Here is a 23,778-nt window from a genome sequence, read left to right as displayed (position 1 = left end):
CAAGCAAATAGGCACTTCGTAAGAAGCGCCTATTTCTATATTTAATCTAAGCCTACGCGTTTGAAGATTTCATCTACGCGCTTGGTGTAGTAAGTAGGATTGAAAATTTCATCAATCTCTTCCTGAGTCAGACGGGAAGTGACTTCTGGGTCCGCTTCGAGCAAAGGCTTGAAGTCCACTTGATTGTCCCAAGACTGGGCAGTCTTTGGCTGCACCAGATCATAAGCCTGCTCTCGCGTCATGCCTTTTTCAATCAAGGTCAACATAGCCCGCTGGCTAAAGATAAGACCAAAGGTCGAGTTCATATTCCGCTTCATGTTTTCTGGGAAGACGGTCAGGTTCTTGACGATATTACCAAAGCGGTTGAGCATGTAGTCGATGAGGATGGTCGTGTCCGGAGCGATAATCCGCTCAGCTGATGAGTGGGAAATGTCGCGTTCATGCCAGAGAGAGACATTCTCAAAGGCTGTCACCATGTGACCACGAATGACACGCGCCAGACCAGTCATATTTTCAGAACCGATTGGATTGCGCTTATGAGGCATAGCTGAAGATCCTTTTTGCCCCTTGGCAAAGAACTCTTCGACCTCGCGCTGCTCAGACTTTTGCAGACCACGAATCTCGGTCGCCATACGCTCGATAGATGTCGCAATCAAGGCTAGAGCTGAGAAGTATTCAGCGTGGAGGTCACGTGGCAGAACTTGAGTCGAAATCTCCTGCGGACGTATGCCTAATTTCTCACAGACATAACTTTCCACAAATGGTGGAATGTTGGCAAAATTCCCAACCGCACCAGAGATTTTCCCAGCTTCCACACCCGCAGCCGCAATCTCGAAACGCTCAATATTGCGCTTCATTTCGCTGTACCAAGTCGCAAGCTTAAGACCAAAGGTCGTCGGCTCCGCATGCACCCCGTGGGTCCGTCCCATCATGATGGTGAACTTGTGCTCCCGCGCCCGCTCTGCAATGATGTCAGTGAAGCGACGCAGATCCTCACGGATGATGTCATTGGCCTGTTTGTAGAGGTAGCCGTAGGCCGTATCCACCACATCGGTCGAGGTCAAGCCATAGTGCACCCACTTGCGCTCTTCACCAAGCGTCTCAGAAACCGCACGTGTAAAGGCCACCACATCATGGCGAGTCTCCTGCTCAATCTCCAAAATGCGGTCAATGTCAAAGCCTGCCTTCTCACGAATCAAAGCCACATCTTCCTTGGGAATCTCACCCAACTCAGCCCAAGCCTCATCAGCCAGAATCTCTACCTCCAGCCAAGCCTTGTATTTATTTTCCTCAGTCCAAATGTTCGCCATTTCGGGGCGAGAGTAACGGTTGATCATTGTTTGTTTTTCCTTTCTTTTGATGTTTTACTTAGCTAGAATAAATATTAGGGAAACTTTAGTTCCAATCCTATTGTTGTTCTTCAATAGCTTTAGTTTGTCTATATTCAAATGCTTCTGCATTTTCTGTCAGCTCTACTGTTAACTCTTTATGAGTATCTAAAATATCTTTAATGATTGCAAAAGGAACTTTGAAATATTCTTTGCGACCATTTACTTTGTTAACTTTATATTGAGAAAGCTGGTTATGTAATTCTGTTTCTAAAGCAAATGCCTCTTCACTAAAAATCAAAGCATGTATGTCAAATTGGAACGGTACAGATGCACTGCTCAATTCCCTAATACGCTCTAAAGGTTCCAAACGTCGAGTAACACCAATTTTATAAACATTTTCTCCAAAAGAGCCAATATTAGAAATAACATAAACATATCCAGCCGTAGCATGACCTTCACGATAATCTATATCTTCTTCAATTTCATCTAATTCTGAAAGTTTGTCTTGATACTCCGCTAACTGAAGTTTTAATTCTTCAATTTCTTCATCCCTAGCATTTTTTAACAATTCTTCCACTTTTTGAACCATATTCTTAAAGTGAGCCCTATCTTTTTCCAACTGTTTGCGACGAGCTTTAATCTCAGCTTGAAGTTTTTTGTCCTCACGTTCTTGTTCCCGTTGTTCACGAAGTAATTCTTTTTCTTCTTGTTTTTGAAGTTCATACTCCGCTGCTAAACGTAACTCCTCAATTTTTAATTCCAGATATTGATAAGTAATTTCAATTAAATTTCGTGAATACATTTTATTCAGTTGTTCAAATGCTTTTCTTAGAGCCTTAACTTTTTTATCAACATTTACCACTGAAACCTTAACTAATAAAGCATCAGCTTCTCCATTAAATCCTCTTAAAGCCGCCTTAATTAGTTGGTTTTGCATAGCCCTCCCCTTACTTTTGCTATTATTTAAAAGCATCGGTGAGATTATTCTTCCAGCAGTACCATTTTTAGTCATGGATTTTTGTTCCATTCTTAAAGTGTCTAGTCTATCTTTATACTTTGTGCTATCAGAAAATTTATACTGCCTTTCAAAGAAACCGAATTCTTGTAAATTTAGATTATCATTAGCAACAGCTATCTCCTCATTCAAATGTGCTAACTCTTCTTTCTTGAGAATAAGTTCAGTATCTAATGAAATAATCTCTTTACTTGTTCTTATTTCTTGCTTTAATTTTGCTAAATCTGACTTTTTTGCTTCAATATCAGAAGTAAGCTTCTTTAACTTAGCCTCTAAAACCTCATCTTTTGGTTTTCCAAAATTAAATATTCCCATAAAATTCCCTTAATACTTTAAATCTCCTCTTATTTAACCAGCCACTTCGTTACTTTCTCTGCATGCATTACTGTTGTGTCGTAGATAGACAGATCAATATCAGATTACTTGACACCAATAGTTTTCATAGGCTATTCAAACTCCTCTTTCCCAATAAACACAGATGGATAATGATCCAGTGTATTCAAATCTGTATCCAAGGGTAAATCATAAATTGCTAAATAGTTTTCGGGGTATTGAGCAACTAGCTCTTCATACTTGGCTTTCACTTTTTCGTGATTGCTACTAGCAAACAAGACTTCTACAACTGCTCCCGTCTTATCCTTTTCCACAAAAGCATTAACGATGATTTGAATCATAGATTTTCTCCATTAAATTCTAAAAATTTTCTTCTTCAGGATCTTCGTAAACACAAAATTCAATCGAAAGTTTTATAGGGCGACTTGTTAATCCAAAACTCTTTATATAATCATAGACCTCATCATCATCGCGCGTATGCTCTATAACTAGCTGATTATTTGTTATCTCTACAATATGAATGCCTTCTGCATCCGGAATTTCTGGAATGACTACATCATCCGCATAAGTAAATGTCAGAGTAGTAATATCATCTTCAAATACATCATCGAATTCTTCTATCATTTCAAAAATCAATCCCCTCCCCAAACTCAACCACGCTATCCGGCACATCACTAAACAAAGTCACATGTCCCATCTTGCGGTTGTGCTTTGCTTCTAGTTTACCATATAAGTGGAGGTGGGCGCTTGGATTTTCTGTGACATATTTTTCAGCAGCCTCGACGTGTTGACCGAGAACGTTGAGCATGACTGCTGGTGCATGTAGTTTAATGTCTGGCAATGGTGCTCCCAGAACGCCCAAGATATGGGTATCAAACTGCGAGAAGTCGCAGGCTTCAATTGAGTAGTGGCCAGAATTGTGTGGACGTGGAGCAATCTCATTGACGATGATGTCATCAGCCGTCGCAAACATTTCCACGCAAAGCGTTCCAGACAGCTTGAGCTGTTCTGCGATTCGCACCGCCATTGCTTTGGCCTTGTCTGCTAGGCTCTCTGAAATGCGGGCTGGTACGATGGTCTTAGACAGAATATTGTTGCGGTGGATATTTTCCTGAACCGGGAAAACCGTCACGTCCTTGCCATTTCCGGACACGATGACAGAAATTTCAAGGTCAAAGTTGACGAATTCTTCCAAGACACAGGCTGCTGAGTCAGCTAGGGCATAGGCTTCTGCTAAGTCTGCTTCTGAGCGAATGACCTTTTGCCCATGCCCATCGTAGCCACCAGTCGCAGTCTTGAGAACATGGTTTTTGGACAGGTCAATATTTGCCAAGTCTTGGCTAGAAGTCACGACCTTGTAGGGTGCCACCGTGACTTGGGCCTTGTTTACGAGAAAGTCCTTTTCAAAGATCCGATTTTGAGAAATGCGGAGCAGGTCCGTCCCTTGAGGGAGCTGACCATTCTTGATAACGGCATCCAAACCGTCTGCATCAACATTTTCAAACTCATAGGTCAGGACATCGCAACGCTCAGCCAGCTGACGCAGGGCGTCCACGTCATTATAAGGCGCTACGATAATCTCTGCCACGCGAGAGGCTGGGCAATCCGCCGCAGGATCCAGCGCGATGACCTTGTGCCCCATGTAGATAGCAGAAATGGCCATCATCTGACCCAGCTGGCCACCGCCGATAATTCCGATTGTTTTAGATGAGCTCATTTGTAGACTCCTCAGCGATTTTTCCTTGTTCTTCTGCAAAATCCGCCAATGCTGTCGCGATAGCCTGATCCTCTACTGAAAGAAGGCGGAGGGCAAAGAGAGCCGCATTTGTCGCTCCTGCTTCACCAATAGCCATAGTTGCCACAGGTACACCGCCCGGCATCTGCACAATCGAATAAAGAGAGTCCAGACCGCTGAGAGCGCGTGATTTGACCGGTACGCCGATGACAGGCAGAGTCGTTTTAGCCGCTACCATTCCTGGCAAATGGGCTGCGCCACCTGCACCTGCGATAATGACCTTGATACCGCGACTGCGAGCTTCTTCCGCATGTTGGAACATGAGGTCCGGTGTACGGTGGGCAGAGACGACTTTCTTTTCATAGGCTACACCAAAACGGTCTAAGACTTCAGCTGCTTTTTGCATGGTTGCCCAGTCGGATTTGGAGCCCATAATGATGGAAATAATTGGTTTCATATTTTCTCCTCTGAATAAACTAATTCTTTTGCTCAATATTTTTTACAGTAGCTGATTCAACACTATAATGTTGAACAGTCTGATTAACCAGATTTTCAACGCTCTTAGGTCTTATCAATAAACGAAGTATAATTGTCACAAGAGGTATAATGCTCGGCAAATCCTTCCAGACAGGTGTCAACACTTCTTCACTATCACGTCTTAAAAGCCAGTACTTTATTGTCTGCAATATTTTTCTTCTACTTTTCGTCTTCTCAGCTATTCCAATAATCAAAGCCATCAGACTATGCGTCTCAACGCCTGCTTGACCAAGAATGACCTCAGATTTAGCGTAGCTATGACTAGCTAGTTCTATCATGATTTTTGGAAAATTAACTCCTGCTTTATAGGCGTTAGCAGGCTCTACCATTCTAGGGTTACACTCTATATAGTAAAATTGGTCTCCCCTACGTATAAAATCTAGGGTTAGGCAACCATGCCATTGTATATATTGTCCTAATTTTTCAACATGCTCTCTCGTTCTTTTAGATTCTATGCTTAATCTTGCCGCAGCCGAACCACCCGCGCCAGAACCTACTTTTACGCTAGAATGCACTGCGAGTAATTCTCCATGATCAAACACTGCTTGAACCTGACCATAGTCTCCAACTATGTCTTGCTGAACCATCCATTCCTCATCACTCGCTGTTAATTTGCTCGTCACTTCAGCCAAATCTTTCTTACTTGAAATCTTATAAACCGAGCGACCGGCAGTACCATAATCTGCTTTCAGCCAATAAGGATAGTCTAGCAGAATAGAGTCTGCATCTTTCACGTACTCCCACTTAGGTGTAGGCAGTCCTAACAAATCCGCAGTTTCAGCAAAAGCAATCTTTCCAGCCAACTTTTTAAACTGCTCTTTATCAGCAAGGGCGATTGGTAGCGATTGAGGCAAAAATTGTTTCCCATTCGCCAATAACCAGCCTTCTTCATGTGTTGGCAAAATGGCCTTGTAATTGGTTTTATGAAGCAACTGACTAACCTGTCTCAGATAATTTACAGGAAAACGATTCACATCAACTATCGGAACTCTATGGGTTAGACGACTGAAGTATGCAATGGAAAATCTTCTAGGAGATAACACATCAATTTTATAGCCTTCTTTCAACAAAACTGTCAAAGTTTCTCGTGAGGTCAAGCTTGAACCTTCTAAAAATAGCAACCTATTTTTCATTTTTCAAACACCTGAAGTCTATTTTTAAGTCTCACGGCTAAAAGTTTCATAGATTTGATTTACAAAGCCTTACCACCAATATCATGCCTATAAAAGAGGCCTGTAGTATCTTGTTTTTTTAGTTGGTCGTAGATTTTTTTCTGCGCAGCTGAGACGGTATCTGCTGTGGTGACCAACATGTACACTCGGCCGCCATTTGACAGCAATGCTCTGCTATTTTCCGCAAACTTAGCTCCAGCATAGTAGGTGATAATGTCGCCGTCTGTCTTCGCCGGCAGAGGCAGACCTTTCTCATAGTCCAGTGGGTAGCCCTCTGAGGCGACAACCACGCCAAGGGTCACGCCTTCATCCAGCCAAGTGATAGCAGGCTCTTTCTTGTCCAAAATGTCCGTGATGTTCTGCGCAAAGTCAGACGTCAGACGGGGCAGGATAATCTGGGTCTCTGGGTCGCCAAAGCGCGAGTTGAACTCGATAACCTTAGGGCCATCGGCTGTCAGAATCAGCCCAGCGTAGAGCACGCCCAGATAAGGTCGGCCCTCAGCTATCATGCCTTCGAGAACGGGCTTGATAATCGTCTCAACTGACTGATCCACCACGCTTTGTGGCAGGTGAGGAACTGGCGCATAGGCTCCCATACCGCCTGTATTGGGCCCCTTGTCCCCATCATAGGCCCGCTTGTGGTCTTGTGCTGTCGGAAGGATGTAAAACTTGTCTCCATTGACAAAGGCAAATAGGGAAAATTCCTCGCCGTCCAGAAACTCCTCGATGACCACACGCGCACCACTGTCGCCGAACTTATTGTCCAAGAGCATATCGTGAGCTGCTTCGACTGCCTGCTCTACGGTCTCCGCTACGACTACGCCCTTACCCAGAGCCAAGCCGTCCGCCTTGACCACAATAGGCGCCCCCTGCTTTTCGATGTAGGCTTTGGCTTCCTCAAAGTCGGAAAATGTGCTATAGGCTGCTGTCGGCACACCGTATTTGACCATGATTTCCTTGGCAAAATCCTTGGACCACTCCAGCTCCGCTGCTAAACGAGATGGACCGAAAGCCTTGAGTCCAGCTTGGTTAAAATCATCTACAATTCCAGCTGCCAGGGCATCATCCGGACCGATAAAGGACCAAGCAACATCATTCTTCTTGGCAAATTCGATTAGTTTGGAATGTTCGGAAATTCCAATGTTCACTAAATCCAACCCATCCAAGGTCATGCCATCATTTCCAGGAGCGACAAACACCTGCTCCACACCCTGAGACTCCAACAATTTCTTGGCAATCGCGTGCTCACGACCGCCTGAACCCACAACTAAAAGCTTCATAGCTAAGATACCTCAATATCCAATATCACAGGCGCTTACGCACCAAGCTAACACATCACGTAAAAATCATTGCCATTTTTACGAATTATTCATCTAAATTATATCACAATCGTTCGCTTTATGCCATTTGAAACGAAAGAAATATGCTAGAAGAAGCTTGATAATTTCTAAACTTTGATTTTTCCAATAAATTTCCCGAATAATATAAGTGGAGTTTTCCAAAAAAATATTGTAAAGGAGATGTATGAAAAAATACAAAAATTTCTTACTGCTTTCAGCAACCTTGCTGACCTCACTATCCGCTCCCTTAGCTGCAGCGAATGAACAGTTTAGCCCATCCCAGCTGACGGCTATGACCAGCGAAGTTTCCGTTCAGCTTGAAGGACAAACAGCGATTGTTCAGTATCAACCGACCACTGCGCAAGAAGCTTACCCCATCCAACATGCCGTCTGGTCTGAGGAGGGAGGCCAAGACGATATTGTCTGGTATTCAGCTGATCAAAGTACGATCAGGATTGACTTGTCTCAGCACAAGGGCCAGGGCAAATTTCTCATCGAGACTTATCTCAATGTGAATGGTGTCAAATATCACTTGAGCAGTAAATCGGTCTTTCTAAACAAGCCGGTTCAATCAGCCGAAAAAACTGTCCCTGAACAACAAAACAGCACTTCGTCTAACAATGCTACACCTCAAGCGCCTGCTGAGCAAAAGCCAACTAACCCAGCACCTTCTCCAGCTCCGGCCCCCGCGACCAATAGAGTTGAAAACCCTCGGAACTCCTATCAAAAAGTCGAAGATCGAAACAAATCTCTTCCTCCTCAAAAAGTAGCTGACCCAAAGGCGACGCCCCCTCAGGCAAAGCCAAACAACAACAAACCTCTGCAAGCTTCAGCTGCCAGAGTGCCGGCAGAGCCTGTCAGAGACAGCAAGCCACTCATCAGTATTACCAACATTAATAAGGAAAATGGGACCTATACCGTAAGGGTCCAAGAAAGTCCTTATTCCAAGAGAATTAAAAGTGTACAAGTGCCTATTTGGAGCACCGCAAATCAAAGCAATCTTAAATGGTATGAGGCTTCAAAGACAGGTAACGGAAGCTTTTCCGTTCAATTCGATATACGAAATCACCAGCAGATTTACGGCAACTATATCAATCACGTCTACATTACCTATGAAGACGGTAGCCGAGTTGGCTATGTTGCTGAAAATGTCAATCTGCCTCAGCCAGCACCCCAACCACTAACTCCGAGTCTGCAAGTGGTCCATAAAGGTCAATCAAACTATCAAGTTATCTTACAAAATAGTTTCGGTGACGGCCATATCCTCTTCCCCATCTGGTCAGATATTAATGGCCAAGACGACCTCCGCTGGTATACGGCTAATTCTCTTGGTAATGGGCGCTATTCGTTAGATTTCAACGCCAACAATCATATCGGTGACGGTCTCTATCATGTCCATGTCTATCGACAATCTGGTGGGAAAGTAACTGGAGTCATGGCTTCTAATTTTCAAGTGACACGTCCAACAGTAGCTGTGAGAAAACCTCTTAACCATGCAACCGATCCAAGTAACACCTACCCTGTTGGTGAATGTACATGGGGTGCCAAGGCTCTCGCTCCTTGGGCAGGAAACTGGTGGGGAAATGGTGGGGACTGGGCAGCCAGTGCTCGCCGAGCAGGATTCCGTGTAGGATCCACACCTCAGGTCGGAGCCATTGCCTGCTGGACTGACGGTGGATACGGACATGTCGGCGTCGTCACGCATGTTGATTCACATAAGCGTATCCAAATTCAGGAATCCAACTACGCTGGACAGCGCTATATCGCTAATTTCCGTGGCTGGTTTGACCCAACCATCGCTCAGGGCACGGTTTCCTATATCTACCCAAATTAACCCTATCATTTAGCACCTCCCTTATTTCGGAGGGCTTTTTTATATTACTGTAAAACATCCAGTGAACTACAAAAAAGGGCTTCTCGCCCTTCTTTTATCACAAACTAAACTACGTTCTTCAACCAAGATTAAAAAATTTTTCCATATAATAGCTGAAATAAGTCTTTTGCCCAGTTACCATGACAAATTTACCTTCCAAGCCATAGCGGAGCTTCTTAGCTTGATCTTTACTAACAGCCATTTCACATTCTACTTTAAAGAAATTTCCTTGTTTGGTTTGAGTAGCATTGGCGTCAATACTGGAAATTTGGGATGTCAAAATCATTTGTTTGTTAGCGTCATCAGCAGTGATAAAGCGCACCTTGTCTCCATTTTTAATAGTAGATACATCCTTGGAAGAAACATATGTGACAATTTTGATTTTTCTTTCACTAGTGATTTTGGGGTAAATCTGAGCCAAAGCAGTTCCTTCTGCCACCAGAGTAGATCCTTGTACTTCTGGATTTAAGTGAAGCAAGCCATCCATTTCAGCCAAAATCTGACCTCGCTTAGAGACTGTTTCTTGAAGTTTAAGATTGCTCTCGGCTTCCAAGATTTGCTGAGTCAGAGTGGTCAATTCTTGTCCTACCTTGACCAGATACTGGGCTTTCAGTGAAGCCAACTGACTGGATAAATTGCTAGCATAGGCTTGTTGGGCGCCTGCACCAGCATATTGGACACGATAAGTCGCAGCTGTTGCTTCTAATTGAGAGATTTGCCCATCTAACTGAGCTACAATCTGACTTTGAGCTGTTGCCTTATCCTCTGCCAAACTCAACTGATCACGATAGGACTGATACAAGGAGTAAAGAGGGTGCGATGCATCTATACCCACCCCACTTTGAATGGCATTTTTTAAGTTTCGATGGTCATTTAGCTTGCTATCCACATCGCTGATAACACCACCAAGTTCCGCCTGAGACTGACTGGCTGCTGCATTTTGGGAAGCAATCGTAGCATTTTGCTGATTCACAGAACTAGTCATACTCTCTACTTGATTCTGGTAGTCTTTAAAGCTTTGTTCATAGCCATAACTATCTGGCTCAGTGAATTGATTACGCCCACTTTCTAAACTGGAACGCAAAGTTTCTAGTTTGCCCTTTTGATCTTTGAGTAAGTCAAGTTGGCTGGAAAACTTCTGTTCCTGAGCCCCCTCTCCTTCTACTGCATACTGGATTAGCAGGTCCCCTTTTTTGACCTCCTTGTTTTCTGCCAAATGATTCGCAATGATAGGCTGGTTACTAGTCGACTGAATCTGAGCTAGCACTCGGCTAGCTTCTACAGAAGCACGGCTAGAAATCGTAATTTCTTTTTTAGCCAGCATGGAAAAACCAACTAGAAATACTAGTAAAATAAGACTTGGCACAATTAAACAACTAGCAAAATTATGATAACGTTTCTGATAAAACTCTGCACTTTCTAAAAATTGTTCATTCATATTTTCTCCCTAACTATTGATCAAATGGTGGTAAAAACCTTCTTTTTCGATCAGCTCCTTATGACTTCCACTCTCAACAATCCTACCTTGATCCAAAACGACCACCTGCTCCGAACGTTCCGCAATAGTCAAACGATGCGCGATGAAAATAATCGTCTTATCAAGCGCCATCAGATTATCAATGATCCGCTTCTCTGTTAGAATATCCAGACTACTCGTTGCTTCATCTAAGATAAGCACTGGCGCATCTGTCAAGAGAGCCCTCGCTAGAGCAATACGCTGGCGTTGACCACCTGAAATCCCTGCTCCATCTGCTGATAGCTCTGTCTGATAATTGAGAGGCATCCGCTCAATATCCGACCTAATTTCTGCCAATTCTACCGCCCGCAGAATATCTTCTTGAGTCGTGCCTTCACGCGCACCTAAGAGTAAATTTTCCAAAATAGTTCCATTAAAAACATAAGGTTGCTGGGGAAGATAGTTGATATATTGGCGCAGTGCCTGCTTATCCAGCTGATTGAGATTGACACCTCCCAGACAAATATCCCCTTGATTCGGACCGTAAAAATGCACCATCATCTTGGCCAAGGTTGTTTTTCCTGATCCTGATACACCAACAAAGCTGGTCTTACTTCCAGCAGGAATATGCAAGTCAATTTCTGATAATACATTGGCCCCATAGCCATACTTATAACTGACTCCACGAAAATCGATGTCAGCCGGAAAGTGGCTCAAGTCTTTAATAAGCTTCTCTTCATTAAACTCAGACTGGACTAAATAGACCTCATTGAGACGCTCGTTGGCTACACGAGCAGACTGTAACTTCGTTTGCAAATTGATAATATTTTCTAAAGGATTAGTAAAGTAGACTAGGAGCGTATTATAAGTGATGAGCTGACCAAGACTGATTTTTTGATCCATGACAAGTGTGGCTCCTAGCCATAAAATCAAGACGTTTAAAATCAAACGAGCTGCTGCTTTCAAGACTTTTTGTAAACTCTCAGAACGTCCATATGCAAAAGACTTTTTCAGATAAGTCACAAATTCCTTGTCAATCTTCTGATAACGTTGTTTTTCGCTGGTCAAAGACTTGATCGTTTCAATCCCATTGATATCTTCAATAATGGAAGACGACAACAGACTATTTGCTTCCATCGTCTCATGATTCATCTTTTCAAAAGGCTTCATAAAAAGAAAAATAATGAGCGCGTAAACTGGGATTCCTAGCAAGGTCAAAAAGAAAAGACTGCTATTTTGTGAAAAAAGAACAATCGCAATGATCGATACAATCGACACATCCAAGAAAATAGACAAGATTGTACTGGCCAAGGCATCAATAATCCGATTGGCATCCGTAAAACGAGAAACAATTTCCCCTGTCCGCCTTGTCGCGAAAAATGACATAGGTAGCTGAAAAACGTGCTTGATATAGGATAAGATCACATCAATTGATAGACGTTGCCCCAAAACCAAGAGTAAATATTCTTGGGCATAAGACAAGAATTGCTCCAAAATGTAGACAATAATCAAGCCGATAGAAATCATACCCAGCGTCGTTTTCATATGATCAGGCACATAAGTATCAATAATCGATTGAAGGTAGTAGGATCCAACAATATTGATCAACGTTACCAGCAAAGTTGCAAGTACAATATTAGCAATCAATCCCTTCTGCTTGATCAATAAGGGAATGAAATCTAAAAGCCCATTTTTCTTTTCCTGACTAGGCTTATAGGCCGGACTAGGAGCCAGGAAAATGGTAATTCCTGTCCACTCCTGTTCGAAACGCTCTCGCGAAATCTTTGTCATCTTAACTTGAGGATCTGGGTCTGCAATATGAATCGTATGTTTATCTTGTCCCGTTACAACATAATAATGCAGGAGTTTCCCTTCCTTAAGTACATGAACGATGAAGGGATAAGATACATCTTCCAGATCAAAGATTCCCATATCAGCTTTAAAAGCCCTTGTCTCAAAATTTAAGCCCTCAGCAACTTTCACCAAACCCAAAGCAGTTGTGCCATCATTAGTCGTTTTTGCCTTTTCTCGTAGTGTAGCCAAGGAAAAATACGATCCATAATAACCAAAAACCATAGCCAGAGCTGCCACACCGCAATCCCTAGTATCAACTTGCGCTCTGTAATGCCGTTTCCTAAATTTCATAAAAACCTTTTCTCCATATGCATTTATACTTGATGAATTTATGATAATAAAAAAACCTACCTGAATGATAATCTATTGGCGACTTGCCAAACTTTTTTTCTCAGATGTTCCTCATTTTTAATTGCTCTTTTTTAAAATGTCATGAGCTTTTTGTCAGATGACAGCTAGCTTTCTCACTAGATTCCTACAAACCACTCCGGATCGACTCAACTCCAAACACATTTATCAGCTAATGGAAATGCTTCTTAAACATCCACTTCTAAGTGACTTCACCTTACCCATGACTATGGATACACACCTCTCAAAAGAGAAGACAAAAAAACAGTCACATTCTATGAGACTGCATTAAAAAGTTTATAACTGAACAAACCCAGAAATCAACGTTTTAAGACAAAACAAAAAGCCCACTGTTGTAGGCTTTTCGTAAGATATATCCTAAAATTAAAGCATTTTGTTGTAGAATTCAACGACAAGTGCTTCGTTGATTTCTGGGTTGATTTCGTCGCGTTCTGGCAAGCGAGTCAATGAACCTTCCAATTTTTCAGCATCAAATGATACGAATGCTGGACGTCCAAGAGTTGCTTCAACAGCTTCAAGGATTGCAGGCACTTTCAATGATTTTTCACGAACTGAGATCACTTGACCTGGAGTTACGCGGTATGATGGGATATCAACGCGTTTGCCGTCAACAAGGATGTGACCGTGGTTTACGAATTGACGTGCTTGACGACGAGTAGTCGCAAGGCCAAGACGGTAAACAACGTTATCCAAACGACGTTCCAAAAGAAGCATGAAGTTGAAACCAAGGATTCCTTCTTTGATCTTAGTAGCTTGAACGAACAAGTTACGGAATTGTTTTTCACCTACACCGTAAGTGAAACGAAGTTTTTGTTTTTCAGCCAATTGCAAACCGTATTCTGACAATTTAGAACGGTTGTTTGGTCCGTGTTGTCCTGGTACGTAGTTACGACGTGCCAATTCTTTACCTGTACCTGTAAGTGAAAGACCAAGGCGACGAGCTTGTTTCCAAGATGGTCCTGTATAACGTGACATGTGTATGTCCTCCTGATATAAATAATATTTCGGTGGAAATAGTCACTTAGAAAGCCCTGATTCGTGCAGATGCCCTTCGCCTAAACAGCCAAGGTTACTTGTCATAAGACACCTGTTGACGAGCTTCATGCTTTCCTGCTGCTATTTCACACAAAGGCTATTGTACCATGAATAAAGTCAAAAGTAAAGGGCCTCATACAAAAAATCAAGCCAAAAGGCTTGATTGAGGTTGTTTCTTGAAAGTAAAGGAATTCAGGCAGCTACTTCACACTCCCAAAATCTTCAAAATCTCCTGCTTGTATCGCAGCTTCTGCAGTTCTTTATCCTCGCTGTCTGACCAGATAAGCTGGAGATTGGCGACGATTTGCCCTGGACGATTTTTCAGAATATAAATCCTATCGCTCAAAGCCAGAGCTTCCTCGATGCTATGGGTGATGAGAAGAGTCGTCAGACCCAGCCTACGATGAATGTCCAGATACCAAGCGTGCAACTCCATCTTAGTCAGCTCATCCAAAGCACTAAAGGCCTCGTCCAGAAGAAATAGCTTGTGGCCGAACATATAGGTCCGTAGCAGAGCCACGCGCTGTCGCATCCCCCCACTCAGCTCATGTGGATACTTGTCTGCCACATCAAAGAGCCCGAACTCCTTCAAAATCTGAGTTGCCTGCTCCGTCGCTTCCTTTTTGGATACTTTTCGGATTAAGAGGGGCAAGATAACATTACCCAGCACCGTCTTGTGCTCCAGCAGCAAGTCCTTCTGTAGCATATAACTCACCTGGCCCTTAGGATTTTCCTGCCCATCTAGGACAATCCTGCCCGACTGGACCTCCAAAATCCCAGCAATGAGGTTAAAAAGAGTCGATTTCCCAACGCCACTAGGACCCAAGATTGCCACTACTTGGCCAGCTTCCACCTCTAGGTTGATATCTTTTAAAATTTGCTGTTCATCATAAGCATAGCTTACATTTTCAAGTTTAATTACTGTCATTATTTTATATAATCGTTGCTAAATCCCTTGTCACTCAAGTCATTTTTTACAAGACCGTTATCCTTGGCCCATTTGTAAAAGGCATTCCAACGGCTAGCCTCAAACTGACCCCACTTGCTCTTATCTGACGCATATTGCTCAGACAAATATTTTTGAGAAGCCAAAACAAAGTCACGTTTGTTTTTCAATTCTGGTGCATTTTTGATTAAAATGTCTGCTGCTTCTTCAGGGTGCTCCATAGCATATTGGTAGCCTTTTTTAATAGCTTGCAAGACTTTTTTTGCCTCGTCCGGATTCTTCTTCAGATAGTCATTATTAGCAATGATGACAGGAGAATAATAGTCAAACTCCTTGACATAGTCCTTCATAAAAAAGAAATTAGTGTCCATGCCCTGAGTCTGTGCCATGATACCATCCCAGCCATGATAAATCCATGCCGCATCAAACAAACCATTTTCAATTGGTGTGATAGAGTTAGAATCATTATTCGGAACCTTCTCTACATCATCAAACTTGCTACCTTGGCTTTCTACCAATGTCTTCAGCATGCCCAACTCCACAGGGTCATTCCAGGTGCCATATTTCTTCCCAGCCAGATCCTTAGGACCATTAATCCCTGCAGATTTCTTAGAAATGATACCTGAAGTATTGTGTTCTACAATAGCCGCAACAGCTGTGATTTCTGCGCCCTTATCCAGTTTTTTAGCCATAGAATCCTGGAAGTAAATTCCAAAAGGAGCTTTGCCATTAATAATCAGGTCAGAAGTGCTATCTTCTGGTGGCAACTTAATATCAACATCCACACCTGCTTCCTTAAAGTAACCCTTCTCCTTAGCTACATAAAGTCCTGTATGATTGGTATTGGGTGACCAGTCCAAAATAAAATCAATCTTTTTGTCCTTGCTCTCAGACGTAGATTTCGACTGAGCGCAAGCAGCTAGACCAAAGAGTGATACTGCAGCCAAACCTGCAAGGAACAATTTACAACTTTTTTTCATCATAATCCTCTTTTCTTTTTTGGAAAATAGCAGAGCTAAGCCCCTATTTCCACTTGATGACAAATTTTTCACTAATAGCTACCAGCTTCATACCCAGAAGACTGATAACTGATACTAAAACGATAATGGCAAACATAGTATCGTACTGGAAAAGCTTCTTAGACTGGATCATATAGACACCCAGCCCTTCAAAGCCGCCCAGCCATTCGGAGACCACAGTCGTGATAAAAGCATAGGAAACACTGACCCTCAGACCCGCATAGAAATAAGGTAAACTAGCTGGAATCTTAAAATGCCAGAGAATCTGCCAGCGATTGGCCTGCATGAGTTCAAAGAGAGTCAAGGTATCTCTATCGCAATGCCGAAAACCATCCAGAATACTGACGATAATCGGAAAAGTTGTCGTCAAAATAATAAGCACAATCTTGGGCAAAATCCCATAACCCAGCCAGAGAACCAGAATTGGCGCTAACGCAATGGTCGGAATCGTCTGCACCACAACCATCATGGGATAAATCAAATCATTGAGCCAGCTCAGACTATCCATGAGCACTGCCAGCAAGCAAGCTATAATGACTCCTAGCAGCAAACCCAACAAGGCAACTTTTAAAGTCGCCCAACTGTGTATAGCCAACAGTTGTGCATCCCTAACAAAAGCCTGACAAATTTCCAAAGGCGTCGGCAAAATGAACTTAGGCAAGAGCTTGAGCCAGCCCATGACCTGCCAAATAGCAAGCACACCCACCATCCCTAAAAGACTAATCTGCTGGCGCAGAATATTTTTCAAGTTTCTCATCAATAGACAAAATCTCTCCATAATTTATCTTCACATTTGCAAATACATTATCCGCTTGACTACCAGCCAATTCTATTGCCTTTCCCAATATAGGAAACAAATCTTCCCATTCTCCTTCTAAAACTGTTTCAAAAGGAGTTACCAACTTGCCTCACGGGCTGTTTCTGCAGATACTCAATTACTTCCTCTATGACTGCCAACCGTCCTTTATCAGTTGACAAGGGCAGAATTTGCAAAGCAATGCTTGCTTTCATCTCTTCACCTCCCTGCATTCAAACTCTATCTGAGAATGATGCATACAGATACGATTCCATTTACTAACCAGACCGTTCTTTCCCTAATGAAAGAGATCGCAAGCTCTCTTTATAAAAACCTTGCACTTCATACAAAAACACCTTCTCCAATATGGAAAAGGTGTAGCATGCATCAGTATCCTAAAGATAGGCGAATCACTCGCCACTTTTAGTAAAACCACAAGGTTTTTACAAATACTTTTCCCTACGCTGGCATTACCCAGATCAGGTGCGGTCGAAGTTTACACTTCCTCTCAGACTGTACACAGACTCCCATATATGTATATTATGATAGCGCAATCAGGACTCTATGTCAAGATTTGTGCTTAATCCCACTGAACCAAACATCCCCTTAGAAAGTAATAAACAATCCAACGCCTCAATATTTTCCAATTCGCTCTTGGCCAATATTGTCTCAAAGCCCATTTCCCTTGCCGTATCTAGATTGACCTGAATGTCGTCCATAAAGACCGACTCTTCTGGTTTAAGATTATATTTCTCAAGGAGTTCCTGGTATATTATTTTGTAAGGTTTTACTACTTTAACTTCTGAAGAGAGAATATAGCCTGACAAAAGAGGAAAAATTGGCAATAATCCTGCCTGTTCAATCCTATAAAATATCTCACAGGTTGTTGATAAAATGTAAATATGATAGCCTAACTTCGACCATTGCTCTATTTTTTCTTGCAAATTTTGGTAGACATCCACAGCCTCATACCAGTGAAAAAATATTTTTTCAACTACAGCTTCAAAAGATGGATCTAGATTCTGTTGAGCTAATTTGCAAGCTTCCGACAAAGACAAGGACCCCCAATCCGTTTGGTGCCATAGGTGTGAATCAAAAATTGCTTCTCTCAGGGATTGTCGTCGTATTTCATCCGCTTCAAAATGCCTGAATATCTTATCTGGATTCCACTCAATCAAAACATTTCCTAAATCAAAAACCAAATTTTTAATCATAGTGTCCACCTCTGATCCCATTATAACATGTTTAAAAAATATAAAAAAGGCGAAAATAAATTCCGCCTCTTTAATAACCTATCTAGTAGGAGTATATGTCAATTCTGACCCATGTTTCGCAAGGAAAGCACTCATTTCAGAATCTGGAATCTGACGTAGGTAGAGGTTAGAACGAATTGTCTCATCCTCTTCACGACAGGTTGATAACACAAGATATTTATCACTTGCTCTTACCGTGATGTTCTTGTTCTTAGTTCTAGATGCTTCATAAATACTCTTGAGCTGATCTGTAAAGTCCTTATCTCCATCGAAGCTAGTCCGATAGAAAGCAGTCTCCTCTGGTACAATAACCAAGCCCATTGCTTCATAGTAGAACTTACGCTCAGGTGTTTCAACAACAACATACTTGTGCTGATCGAAAAATTCCTGATTGTCATAGAAGTTGACATCGTTAAACATACGATTGTCCGCTACTTTACTTCCACGAGCATGACCAAAGAGCCAAGTCAAGCGATCACTAAAATCTTTCTTATTATCTGTGTCCATAAAGACTGTCCCCATGTAAGGCTCATTCCCGCCTTCAAAGGTTTTATCAAGATAAGTAGAATTGTCTTTCGTCTGTACAACAGGTTCATCTAATTTTGTACCTGGAGCATAAACATAAGCAATAGCTTCACTATTAATAGCCTTTAAATCTGCAAAGCGCTTGGCTAAATACTCTTTTTCTTCCTTGCTTGGTTGATAAGTATTCTTTGTAGAACTTTTTGTTACTTGACTAGTAGAAGCAGTCGTATTCGACTTAGGCGCTGACTTAAATGGATTAAAAATCAGCATTGCAGCTGCAACAGCAACAACAATGATACCTAATAAAGCACCAAATAGTTTTAAATTCTTATTTGGAGCCTTCTTAGTCTGTCTTTTAGCATTTTGACTCATAATATTTAAGTATTCCCCATTTTTTTCTAAGAAAATATCACTGAACCAATGGCCCAGTGATATTGTTTACATCAGTATCAATAAAGAATTATTTAACTGCTGAAGTTTTTGGAAGTGCTTTACCTGCAGCTTTACCTGCGTTTTTAGCAGCAGCTTCTGATTTTTTAGCTTCTTCTTTAGAAGCAGGAGTAGTAGCTCCTTTGTCTTCTGCAGCTGGGTTTTGGTTGTTAGCTGCACCAACACGTTTCAAGTAACGAGCGTTAGCTTGTTCAGGAGTTTCACCTTGGATGTATGTTTTGCCTTCTTGTTCTGTAGCGTTGTTGTATGTAGCTTGGAATTGTTGTACATATTTGTTACGTACAGCGTTGAAAGCGTTGTTGAATGCTGCTTCATAAGCTGCTTTAACTTCACCATAATTGTGGCTTCCACCTTCAACTGCATCAAGAGCAGCTTTAGCAGCTACTACTGCTGGATCTGCAGCAGCTTCTGCACGGATTTCACCATCATGTTGAGCCAAGTATTCGTTTACTTTATCAGCATTTGTGAATTGAGTTTGAAGGTAGTATGCGCCGTCGTTGTTACGAGCTGCATCAGTAGCTTCATCAGCAGAGAAAACTGGTGCTGCAGCTGCAAATAATGTAAGTGCTACCACGCTTGACAATAAAACTTTTTTCATCGTTTTATCTCCTTTTTCTTTTTAAAAAAATTATTCGTAACTCGGAGTTACTACCTATATTATATATATTTGCCCTATTTTTGTCAATAGTTTTTTTTATTATTTTGAAATTCATCATATGGTAGAAACGGCTTCGTTTCAATAAAAAATCCCCCTTATCTTGTGGTCAGAGGGAAGCATTTCAGAAATGTGTAATATTGTAACACTTTTATAATATTAATTTTTTCCAATTTCAAACAAAGGAGAAAGAGGACGTTTTTCATGGATACGAATTATTGCTTCTGAAAGAAGATCAGCAATAGAAATCTGCTCAATCTTATCAATTAAACGTTCTTGCGGAAGATAAATTGTATCCAGAACAACTAATTTCTTGATAGCAGATTTCTGAATATTTTCCATTGCAGGACCAGATAGAACTGGGTGAGTGCAACTAGCATAAACATCAACTGCACCTGCTTCAGCTAAAGCATCTGATGCGTGACAGATGGTTCCTGCAGTATCAATCATATCATCGATCAAAATACAAGTTTTGCCCTTAACGTTACCAATAATATTCATGACCTCACTAGTGTTCATCTTATCTACACTACGACGTTTGTCAATAATAGCAATCGGTGTTTTTAGAAATTCCGCTAATTTTCTAGCACGTGAGACACCACCATGGTCAGGGCTCACAACAACATAGTCACTTCCAATCATTCCACGACGTTCAAAGTAATTAGCAATGAGAGGCGCTCCCATTAAATGATCAACCGGAATGTCAAAGAAGCCTTGAATCTGTGAAGCATGTAAATCAATTGTCAGCAAACGATCAACACCAGCAATTTCTAGCATATTTGCTACTAGTTTAGAAGTAATCGGTTCACGAGCACGTGCCTTACGGTCTTGTCTAGCATAACCATAGTAAGGCATGACCACATTGATAGATTCAGCACTTGCTCGCTTAAGCGCATCCACCATAATCAAAATCTCCATAAGATTATCGTTAACAGGTGAGCTCGTAGACTGCAAAATAAAAACATGCTTGCCTCGAATTGATTCTTCAATATTGACTTGAATCTCCCCATCCGAAAACTGACGTACCGTCGACTTTCCAAGCTCCATTCCTATCCCTTTGGCTACCCGCTTGGCCAACTCTTGGTTAGAAGAAAGAGCAAAGAGCTTTAAATCAGAAAATGACATGTTTGCCTCCGAAAATTTATTCCATTTACATTTTAACCCTTTTTAAGGAATATTTCAATTTAGAATAAAGCGTTTTACAAAAAATATTTGAATAGTCTTACAAATACTTAATCTTGTGCTAAAAATAAAAAGGTTGGAAATTCCAACCTTCTAAATTTATTAATTTGGATAAATGTAACTTACTGTACCTTGTGCAGTTGTTGGGTCAAACCAACCACGGTAGTTACCAATTGATTGTTGACCAAGATAGTTAGCTTCTGATACTTGAATGCTAGTTGAAGACTGAACTGCTGTTACTACAGCCACGTGTCCATAACCACCATCAGTCCAACATGCAATCGCTCCAACTTGCGGTTGAGAACCTACACGGAAGCCTGCCGCTGCTGCACTTGCTGCCCATTGACCACCATTACCCCAGTAATTACCAGCCCAAGGTGCCAATGTTTTAGCTCCCCAAGTACACTGACCAACAGGGTAAGTAGAAGCGTCTGAAGAATAAGATACATTAGACACTGTCGCTGCTGGTGCAGGTGCTGCTGCAGCAGGAGTACCTCCAGAAACAGCTTGTATTTGTGCTGAGAGGTTTGTATTACCAGATGCTTGAATTGCTTGAAGTTGAGAAGCTTGTTGTGAACGGTAAGCTGCTTCAGCTGCTGCTGCTGCTTCAGCTGCTTTTTGTGCTGCTGCTTTTTGTTCTAAAAGAGAATTTTTCTCACCTTCGGCACTTGCTTTTTCAGCTGCAAGATTGATTTGTGCAACCTTCAATTCAGCTTCTTTAGTTGACAACGCTTGAGCATCATCAGCCAAGGTTTGTTGGTTCGCAATAACTGTATTGATTGCTTCGTTATTAGCAATTTGTTTCTCAGTAATAGCTTCTTTATCCGCTTTTTGTTGTTCCAACATTTTATTGTTAGCGGAAATGATTTCATTCATAGCTGTCACACGTGAAATTGCTTCAGTGATAGAGCTTGAGTTAACAATCGTATTAATATAGCTTGTAACAGTTCCACTTGTTTGAGCGCTACGAGCTTGGTTTGCTAATGACTCATTACGTGCTACAATGTTTTTTGACAATTCATCGATTTCAGCTGAAAGTTTTTCAGATTCTGCTGTTAACTTTTCGTTTTCTGCTTGAAGCTTTTCTTGTTGTGATTTAATTGCTGATACTTGACTTTGAATTTGATCAACTTGAGCTTGTGCAGCTTGTTGTTGAGCATTTAAACTATTAATTTTATTGTTCTGTGCAGCGATCTTGTCATCTGTTGTATCGGCATGCACATTCACTAGACTAGCACCTTGAGTAAGAACCAAAGCACTTAATAACATCGAAGTGATAATTTTTTTCTTCATAAATAATTCTACTCCTATCCAATAAGACAATAATAAGTATAACAGAAAAAGACGTAGAATATGTTACGCCTTTATTACATTTTTATTTCTTCTTTTTTATCATAAATAAACTTTTTCCAAAACCGGTTGCAAAAGTAGTAAAAGTAGGGAATTAAGCACCATTGTCGGAGCCAAACTATAGACAATAAAACTACTTATTTCCATACTAGTTAAAGAAACTAGATTGGCTAATAAAAAAGAAACAAATTCAAACAAGAATACTAGTATTAAAACGGACAAGAATCGAGTGATTTTATTGCTCATCATGATTGTATTATATTTATTGACTAATACACTCAACAGGGGAAGTAATAATGTGGCAATTCCAATTACATGAAAATAGTAAGCATCATAAAGAATACCTATCACTAAGAATATTGTAAATGCTGTTACATCAGACACTTCTACTGAAATAAATAGCAGAAAGATCAACACCAAATGGCAAACTAAATGGAAACTTATAGGTAAAAAGGAAGCAATTAAGGTTGAAATCTGGCCATCTAATAACATTAAAAAAAGCAATAACAACGGTATTCCCACATATTGTTTAAAAAGTCGCATATCAATTCCCCACCAAAGTTACCACACGAATGTCAGAAAAATCAGCACTTGGTTTAATATATACTTCTTTTGTCAAATAGTCACTACTTGAAGCTACAGAAGATACTTTCCCAACAGAAATATTTGCAACGGGATAAGATCCTAAGCCACTTGTAACAACTTTTGATCCCTCTTTAATCTCATCAGAAGTATTCAGCTGACTAACAATAAAGGCTGACTTTTTTTCACTATACCCTACAATAATACCATAAATAGTTTTTGAGCCGCTTTGTATTCTAACAGATATATTTTCGCTATTCTTTTTATTCGTTAATAGACTAATTCTACTAGAATGTTCATTCACTTGATCAACACTCCCAATCAAGCCACCATTGCCAACAACAAGCATGGTTGAAGCTACTTTATTTTCTGATCCTACATTAACTGTCAACTCATTAGACCATGAAGCAGGAGTGCGAGCAATAACATCAGCAGATAGTTTCACATCACTTTTAATAGAATTCTTCATATCAAGCATTTCTCGAAGTTGGGCATTTTCTTCTTTTAAATCTGAAACTTCATTTGACGCTGAATCAATTTCATTTAAAGTAGCTTTTAACTCTTCATTCTCATGATAAGTATTAACCAAATGTTCCAAATCACTTTTCACATCAGTAAGTAAGTGGAATGGTTTTGACAAAACATTATCAACAAGGCTTAAAGCATTTGATGTCCCATTTACAAACCAAGTAGAATAAGTAGAAAGTAACAAAGCTGAAGCAGTTAAAATTAGAACAATGATCATTACAATTAATCTTGATTTTTTAAATTTTTTCATCTCAATACCTACAATCTCACAACAAAGTACAAGAAAAGGAGATAGCAAATGCTAAACTCCCTATTGACGGAGAATGGGGGATTCGAACCCCCGCGCCAGTTACCCGACCTAACGATTTAGCAAACCGTCCTCTTCAGCCTCTTGAGTAATTCTCCAACTATAAAATGGGCACGAGTGGACTCGAACCACCGA

General features: G+C 41.1%; 22 protein-coding genes, 1 tRNA gene, 1 pseudogene and 1 riboswitch. Of the genes and pseudogenes, 1 reads left to right on the top strand and 23 read right to left on the bottom strand.

The window, feature by feature from the left end; all coding sequences use genetic code 11:
* Positions 1-41 precede the first annotated feature (41 nt).
* The 8 genes from purB to purD all read right to left on the bottom strand — a co-directional run bounded on the left by purB (position 42) and on the right by purD (position 7,403).
* A complete protein-coding gene (gene purB / locus HMPREF3108_RS06770; protein WP_009443505.1) occupies positions 42-1,337 on the bottom strand; it encodes an adenylosuccinate lyase in 1,296 nt (431 codons plus the stop codon).
* Positions 1,338-1,407: 70 nt separating this feature from the next.
* Positions 1,408-2,661 (bottom strand): SNIPE associated domain-containing protein, encoded by a 1,254-nt coding sequence (locus HMPREF3108_RS06765; RefSeq protein WP_012131049.1) that lies wholly within the window; start codon positions 2,659-2,661, stop codon positions 1,408-1,410.
* 131 nt (positions 2,662-2,792) lie between these two features.
* Positions 2,793-3,020, bottom strand: a complete 228-nt coding sequence (locus HMPREF3108_RS06760; protein WP_061596037.1) for a hypothetical protein — start codon at positions 3,018-3,020, stop codon at positions 2,793-2,795.
* 19 nt (positions 3,021-3,039) lie between these two features.
* Positions 3,040-3,303, bottom strand: a complete 264-nt coding sequence (locus HMPREF3108_RS06755; RefSeq protein ID WP_125367710.1) for a hypothetical protein — start codon at positions 3,301-3,303, stop codon at positions 3,040-3,042.
* A gap of 1 nt (position 3,304) precedes the next feature.
* Positions 3,305-4,396 carry a 5-(carboxyamino)imidazole ribonucleotide synthase gene (gene purK, locus HMPREF3108_RS06750; RefSeq protein ID WP_070493993.1) on the bottom strand — a complete coding sequence of 364 codons (1,092 nt, stop codon included), beginning with the start codon at positions 4,394-4,396 and terminating at the stop codon, positions 3,305-3,307.
* Positions 4,383-4,871, bottom strand: a complete 489-nt coding sequence (purE, locus tag HMPREF3108_RS06745) for a 5-(carboxyamino)imidazole ribonucleotide mutase (protein ID WP_070493990.1) — start codon at positions 4,869-4,871, stop codon at positions 4,383-4,385. The genes purK and purE overlap by 14 nt, the downstream gene beginning before the upstream one ends.
* A gap of 19 nt (positions 4,872-4,890) precedes the next feature.
* Complete coding sequence (locus tag HMPREF3108_RS06740; RefSeq protein WP_070493987.1) at positions 4,891-6,084, bottom strand: ATP-grasp domain-containing protein; 1,194 nt, start codon at positions 6,082-6,084, stop codon at positions 4,891-4,893.
* A gap of 59 nt (positions 6,085-6,143) precedes the next feature.
* A complete protein-coding gene (purD, locus tag HMPREF3108_RS06735; protein ID WP_070493985.1) occupies positions 6,144-7,403 on the bottom strand; it encodes a phosphoribosylamine--glycine ligase in 1,260 nt (419 codons plus the stop codon).
* Positions 7,404-7,647: 244 nt separating this feature from the next.
* On the opposite strand from purD, the gene HMPREF3108_RS06730 reads away from it, so the two are divergent.
* Positions 7,648-9,297, top strand: a complete 1,650-nt coding sequence (locus HMPREF3108_RS06730) for a GBS Bsp-like repeat-containing protein (protein ID WP_070493982.1) — start codon at positions 7,648-7,650, stop codon at positions 9,295-9,297.
* Positions 9,298-9,415: 118 nt separating this feature from the next.
* Here HMPREF3108_RS06730 and comB read toward each other — a convergent pair whose 3' ends face one another.
* The 15 genes and pseudogenes from comB to HMPREF3108_RS06655 form a co-directional block, all read right to left on the bottom strand.
* Positions 9,416-10,774: a competence pheromone export protein ComB gene (gene comB / locus HMPREF3108_RS06725; RefSeq protein WP_070493979.1), complete on the bottom strand. Its 1,359-nt coding sequence runs from the start codon at positions 10,772-10,774 to the stop codon at positions 9,416-9,418.
* 9 nt (positions 10,775-10,783) lie between these two features.
* A complete protein-coding gene (gene comA / locus HMPREF3108_RS06720; protein ID WP_070493976.1) occupies positions 10,784-12,937 on the bottom strand; it encodes a peptide cleavage/export ABC transporter ComA in 2,154 nt (717 codons plus the stop codon).
* Positions 12,938-13,378: 441 nt separating this feature from the next.
* Positions 13,379-13,990, bottom strand: a complete 612-nt coding sequence (rpsD, locus tag HMPREF3108_RS06715; RefSeq protein ID WP_008810013.1) for a 30S ribosomal protein S4 — start codon at positions 13,988-13,990, stop codon at positions 13,379-13,381.
* A gap of 265 nt (positions 13,991-14,255) precedes the next feature.
* Positions 14,256-14,978, bottom strand: coding sequence for an ABC transporter ATP-binding protein (locus HMPREF3108_RS06710; RefSeq protein ID WP_061412633.1), 723 nt, complete (start codon positions 14,976-14,978; stop codon positions 14,256-14,258).
* Positions 14,978-15,979, bottom strand: coding sequence for an ABC transporter substrate-binding protein (locus tag HMPREF3108_RS06705; protein WP_141639677.1), 1,002 nt, complete (start codon positions 15,977-15,979; stop codon positions 14,978-14,980). The genes HMPREF3108_RS06710 and HMPREF3108_RS06705 overlap by 1 nt, the downstream gene beginning before the upstream one ends.
* 40 nt (positions 15,980-16,019) lie before the next feature.
* Positions 16,020-16,772 (bottom strand): ABC transporter permease, encoded by a 753-nt coding sequence (locus tag HMPREF3108_RS06700; RefSeq protein ID WP_048778941.1) that lies wholly within the window; start codon positions 16,770-16,772, stop codon positions 16,020-16,022.
* Positions 16,735-17,026, bottom strand: a pseudogene (locus HMPREF3108_RS06695) (MTH1187 family thiamine-binding protein). Before HMPREF3108_RS06695 ends, HMPREF3108_RS06700 begins: the two are co-directional and overlap by 38 nt.
* 224 nt (positions 17,027-17,250) lie before the next feature.
* Positions 17,251-17,352: riboswitch (TPP riboswitch) on the bottom strand.
* Positions 17,353-17,365: 13 nt separating this feature from the next.
* Positions 17,366-18,025: an HAD family hydrolase gene (locus tag HMPREF3108_RS06690; protein ID WP_048778939.1), complete on the bottom strand. Its 660-nt coding sequence runs from the start codon at positions 18,023-18,025 to the stop codon at positions 17,366-17,368.
* A 78-nt stretch (positions 18,026-18,103) separates the two neighbouring features.
* Entirely contained in the window at positions 18,104-18,961 is an 858-nt protein-coding gene (gene srtB, locus HMPREF3108_RS06685) for a class B sortase, LPKTxAVK-specific (RefSeq protein ID WP_048778937.1), read from the bottom strand.
* Positions 18,962-19,049: 88 nt separating this feature from the next.
* Positions 19,050-19,637, bottom strand: coding sequence for an amylase-binding adhesin AbpA (gene abpA, locus HMPREF3108_RS06680; protein ID WP_008810020.1), 588 nt, complete (start codon positions 19,635-19,637; stop codon positions 19,050-19,052).
* A 216-nt stretch (positions 19,638-19,853) separates the two neighbouring features.
* Positions 19,854-20,819, bottom strand: coding sequence for a ribose-phosphate diphosphokinase (locus HMPREF3108_RS06675; protein ID WP_048778932.1), 966 nt, complete (start codon positions 20,817-20,819; stop codon positions 19,854-19,856).
* A gap of 159 nt (positions 20,820-20,978) precedes the next feature.
* Positions 20,979-22,169 (bottom strand): peptidoglycan hydrolase PcsB, encoded by a 1,191-nt coding sequence (gene pcsB, locus HMPREF3108_RS06670; RefSeq protein WP_012131066.1) that lies wholly within the window; start codon positions 22,167-22,169, stop codon positions 20,979-20,981.
* A gap of 99 nt (positions 22,170-22,268) precedes the next feature.
* On the bottom strand, positions 22,269-22,769 hold the full coding sequence (gene mreD / locus HMPREF3108_RS06665; protein ID WP_048778927.1) for a rod shape-determining protein MreD: 501 nt from the start codon (positions 22,767-22,769) through the stop codon (positions 22,269-22,271).
* A 1-nt stretch (position 22,770) separates the two neighbouring features.
* Entirely contained in the window at positions 22,771-23,586 is an 816-nt protein-coding gene (gene mreC / locus HMPREF3108_RS06660; protein ID WP_048778924.1) for a rod shape-determining protein MreC, read from the bottom strand.
* A gap of 67 nt (positions 23,587-23,653) precedes the next feature.
* Positions 23,654-23,741, bottom strand: a tRNA-Ser gene (locus tag HMPREF3108_RS06655).
* Positions 23,742-23,778: the final 37 nt, after the last annotated feature.

Source organism: Streptococcus sp. HMSC10A01, from assembly GCF_001807785.1.
Classification (GTDB): Bacteria; Bacillota; Bacilli; order Lactobacillales; family Streptococcaceae; genus Streptococcus; species Streptococcus gordonii.
The sequence above is the reverse complement of the archived record's forward strand: the minus strand, read 5'-3'. Positions and strand labels throughout refer to the sequence as shown.

Bases quoted from the DNA above. Each gene is read 5' to 3' on its own strand.
- purB (WP_009443505.1), bottom strand. From the start codon at position 1,337: ATGATCAACCGTTACTCTCGCCCCGAAATGGCGAACATTTGGACTGAG.
- HMPREF3108_RS06765 (WP_012131049.1), bottom strand. From the start codon at position 2,661: ATGGGAATATTTAATTTTGGAAAACCAAAAGATGAGGTTTTAGAGGCT.
- HMPREF3108_RS06760 (WP_061596037.1), bottom strand. From the start codon at position 3,020: ATGATTCAAATCATCGTTAATGCTTTTGTGGAAAAGGATAAGACGGGA.
- HMPREF3108_RS06755 (WP_125367710.1), bottom strand. From the start codon at position 3,303: ATGATAGAAGAATTCGATGATGTATTTGAAGATGATATTACTACTCTG.
- purK (WP_070493993.1), bottom strand. From the start codon at position 4,396: ATGAGCTCATCTAAAACAATCGGAATTATCGGCGGTGGCCAGCTGGGT.
- purE (WP_070493990.1), bottom strand. From the start codon at position 4,871: ATGAAACCAATTATTTCCATCATTATGGGCTCCAAATCCGACTGGGCA.
- HMPREF3108_RS06740 (WP_070493987.1), bottom strand. From the start codon at position 6,084: ATGAAAAATAGGTTGCTATTTTTAGAAGGTTCAAGCTTGACCTCACGA.
- purD (WP_070493985.1), bottom strand. From the start codon at position 7,403: ATGAAGCTTTTAGTTGTGGGTTCAGGCGGTCGTGAGCACGCGATTGCC.
- HMPREF3108_RS06730 (WP_070493982.1), top strand. From the start codon at position 7,648: ATGAAAAAATACAAAAATTTCTTACTGCTTTCAGCAACCTTGCTGACC.
- comB (WP_070493979.1), bottom strand. From the start codon at position 10,774: ATGAATGAACAATTTTTAGAAAGTGCAGAGTTTTATCAGAAACGTTAT.
- comA (WP_070493976.1), bottom strand. From the start codon at position 12,937: ATGAAATTTAGGAAACGGCATTACAGAGCGCAAGTTGATACTAGGGAT.
- rpsD (WP_008810013.1), bottom strand. From the start codon at position 13,990: ATGTCACGTTATACAGGACCATCTTGGAAACAAGCTCGTCGCCTTGGT.
- HMPREF3108_RS06710 (WP_061412633.1), bottom strand. From the start codon at position 14,978: ATGACAGTAATTAAACTTGAAAATGTAAGCTATGCTTATGATGAACAG.
- HMPREF3108_RS06705 (WP_141639677.1), bottom strand. From the start codon at position 15,979: ATGATGAAAAAAAGTTGTAAATTGTTCCTTGCAGGTTTGGCTGCAGTA.
- HMPREF3108_RS06700 (WP_048778941.1), bottom strand. From the start codon at position 16,772: ATGAGAAACTTGAAAAATATTCTGCGCCAGCAGATTAGTCTTTTAGGG.
- HMPREF3108_RS06690 (WP_048778939.1), bottom strand. From the start codon at position 18,025: ATGATTAAAAATTTGGTTTTTGATTTAGGAAATGTTTTGATTGAGTGG.
- srtB (WP_048778937.1), bottom strand. From the start codon at position 18,961: ATGAGTCAAAATGCTAAAAGACAGACTAAGAAGGCTCCAAATAAGAAT.
- abpA (WP_008810020.1), bottom strand. From the start codon at position 19,637: ATGAAAAAAGTTTTATTGTCAAGCGTGGTAGCACTTACATTATTTGCA.
- HMPREF3108_RS06675 (WP_048778932.1), bottom strand. From the start codon at position 20,819: ATGTCATTTTCTGATTTAAAGCTCTTTGCTCTTTCTTCTAACCAAGAG.
- pcsB (WP_012131066.1), bottom strand. From the start codon at position 22,169: ATGAAGAAAAAAATTATCACTTCGATGTTATTAAGTGCTTTGGTTCTT.
- mreD (WP_048778927.1), bottom strand. From the start codon at position 22,769: ATGCGACTTTTTAAACAATATGTGGGAATACCGTTGTTATTGCTTTTT.
- mreC (WP_048778924.1), bottom strand. From the start codon at position 23,586: ATGAAAAAATTTAAAAAATCAAGATTAATTGTAATGATCATTGTTCTA.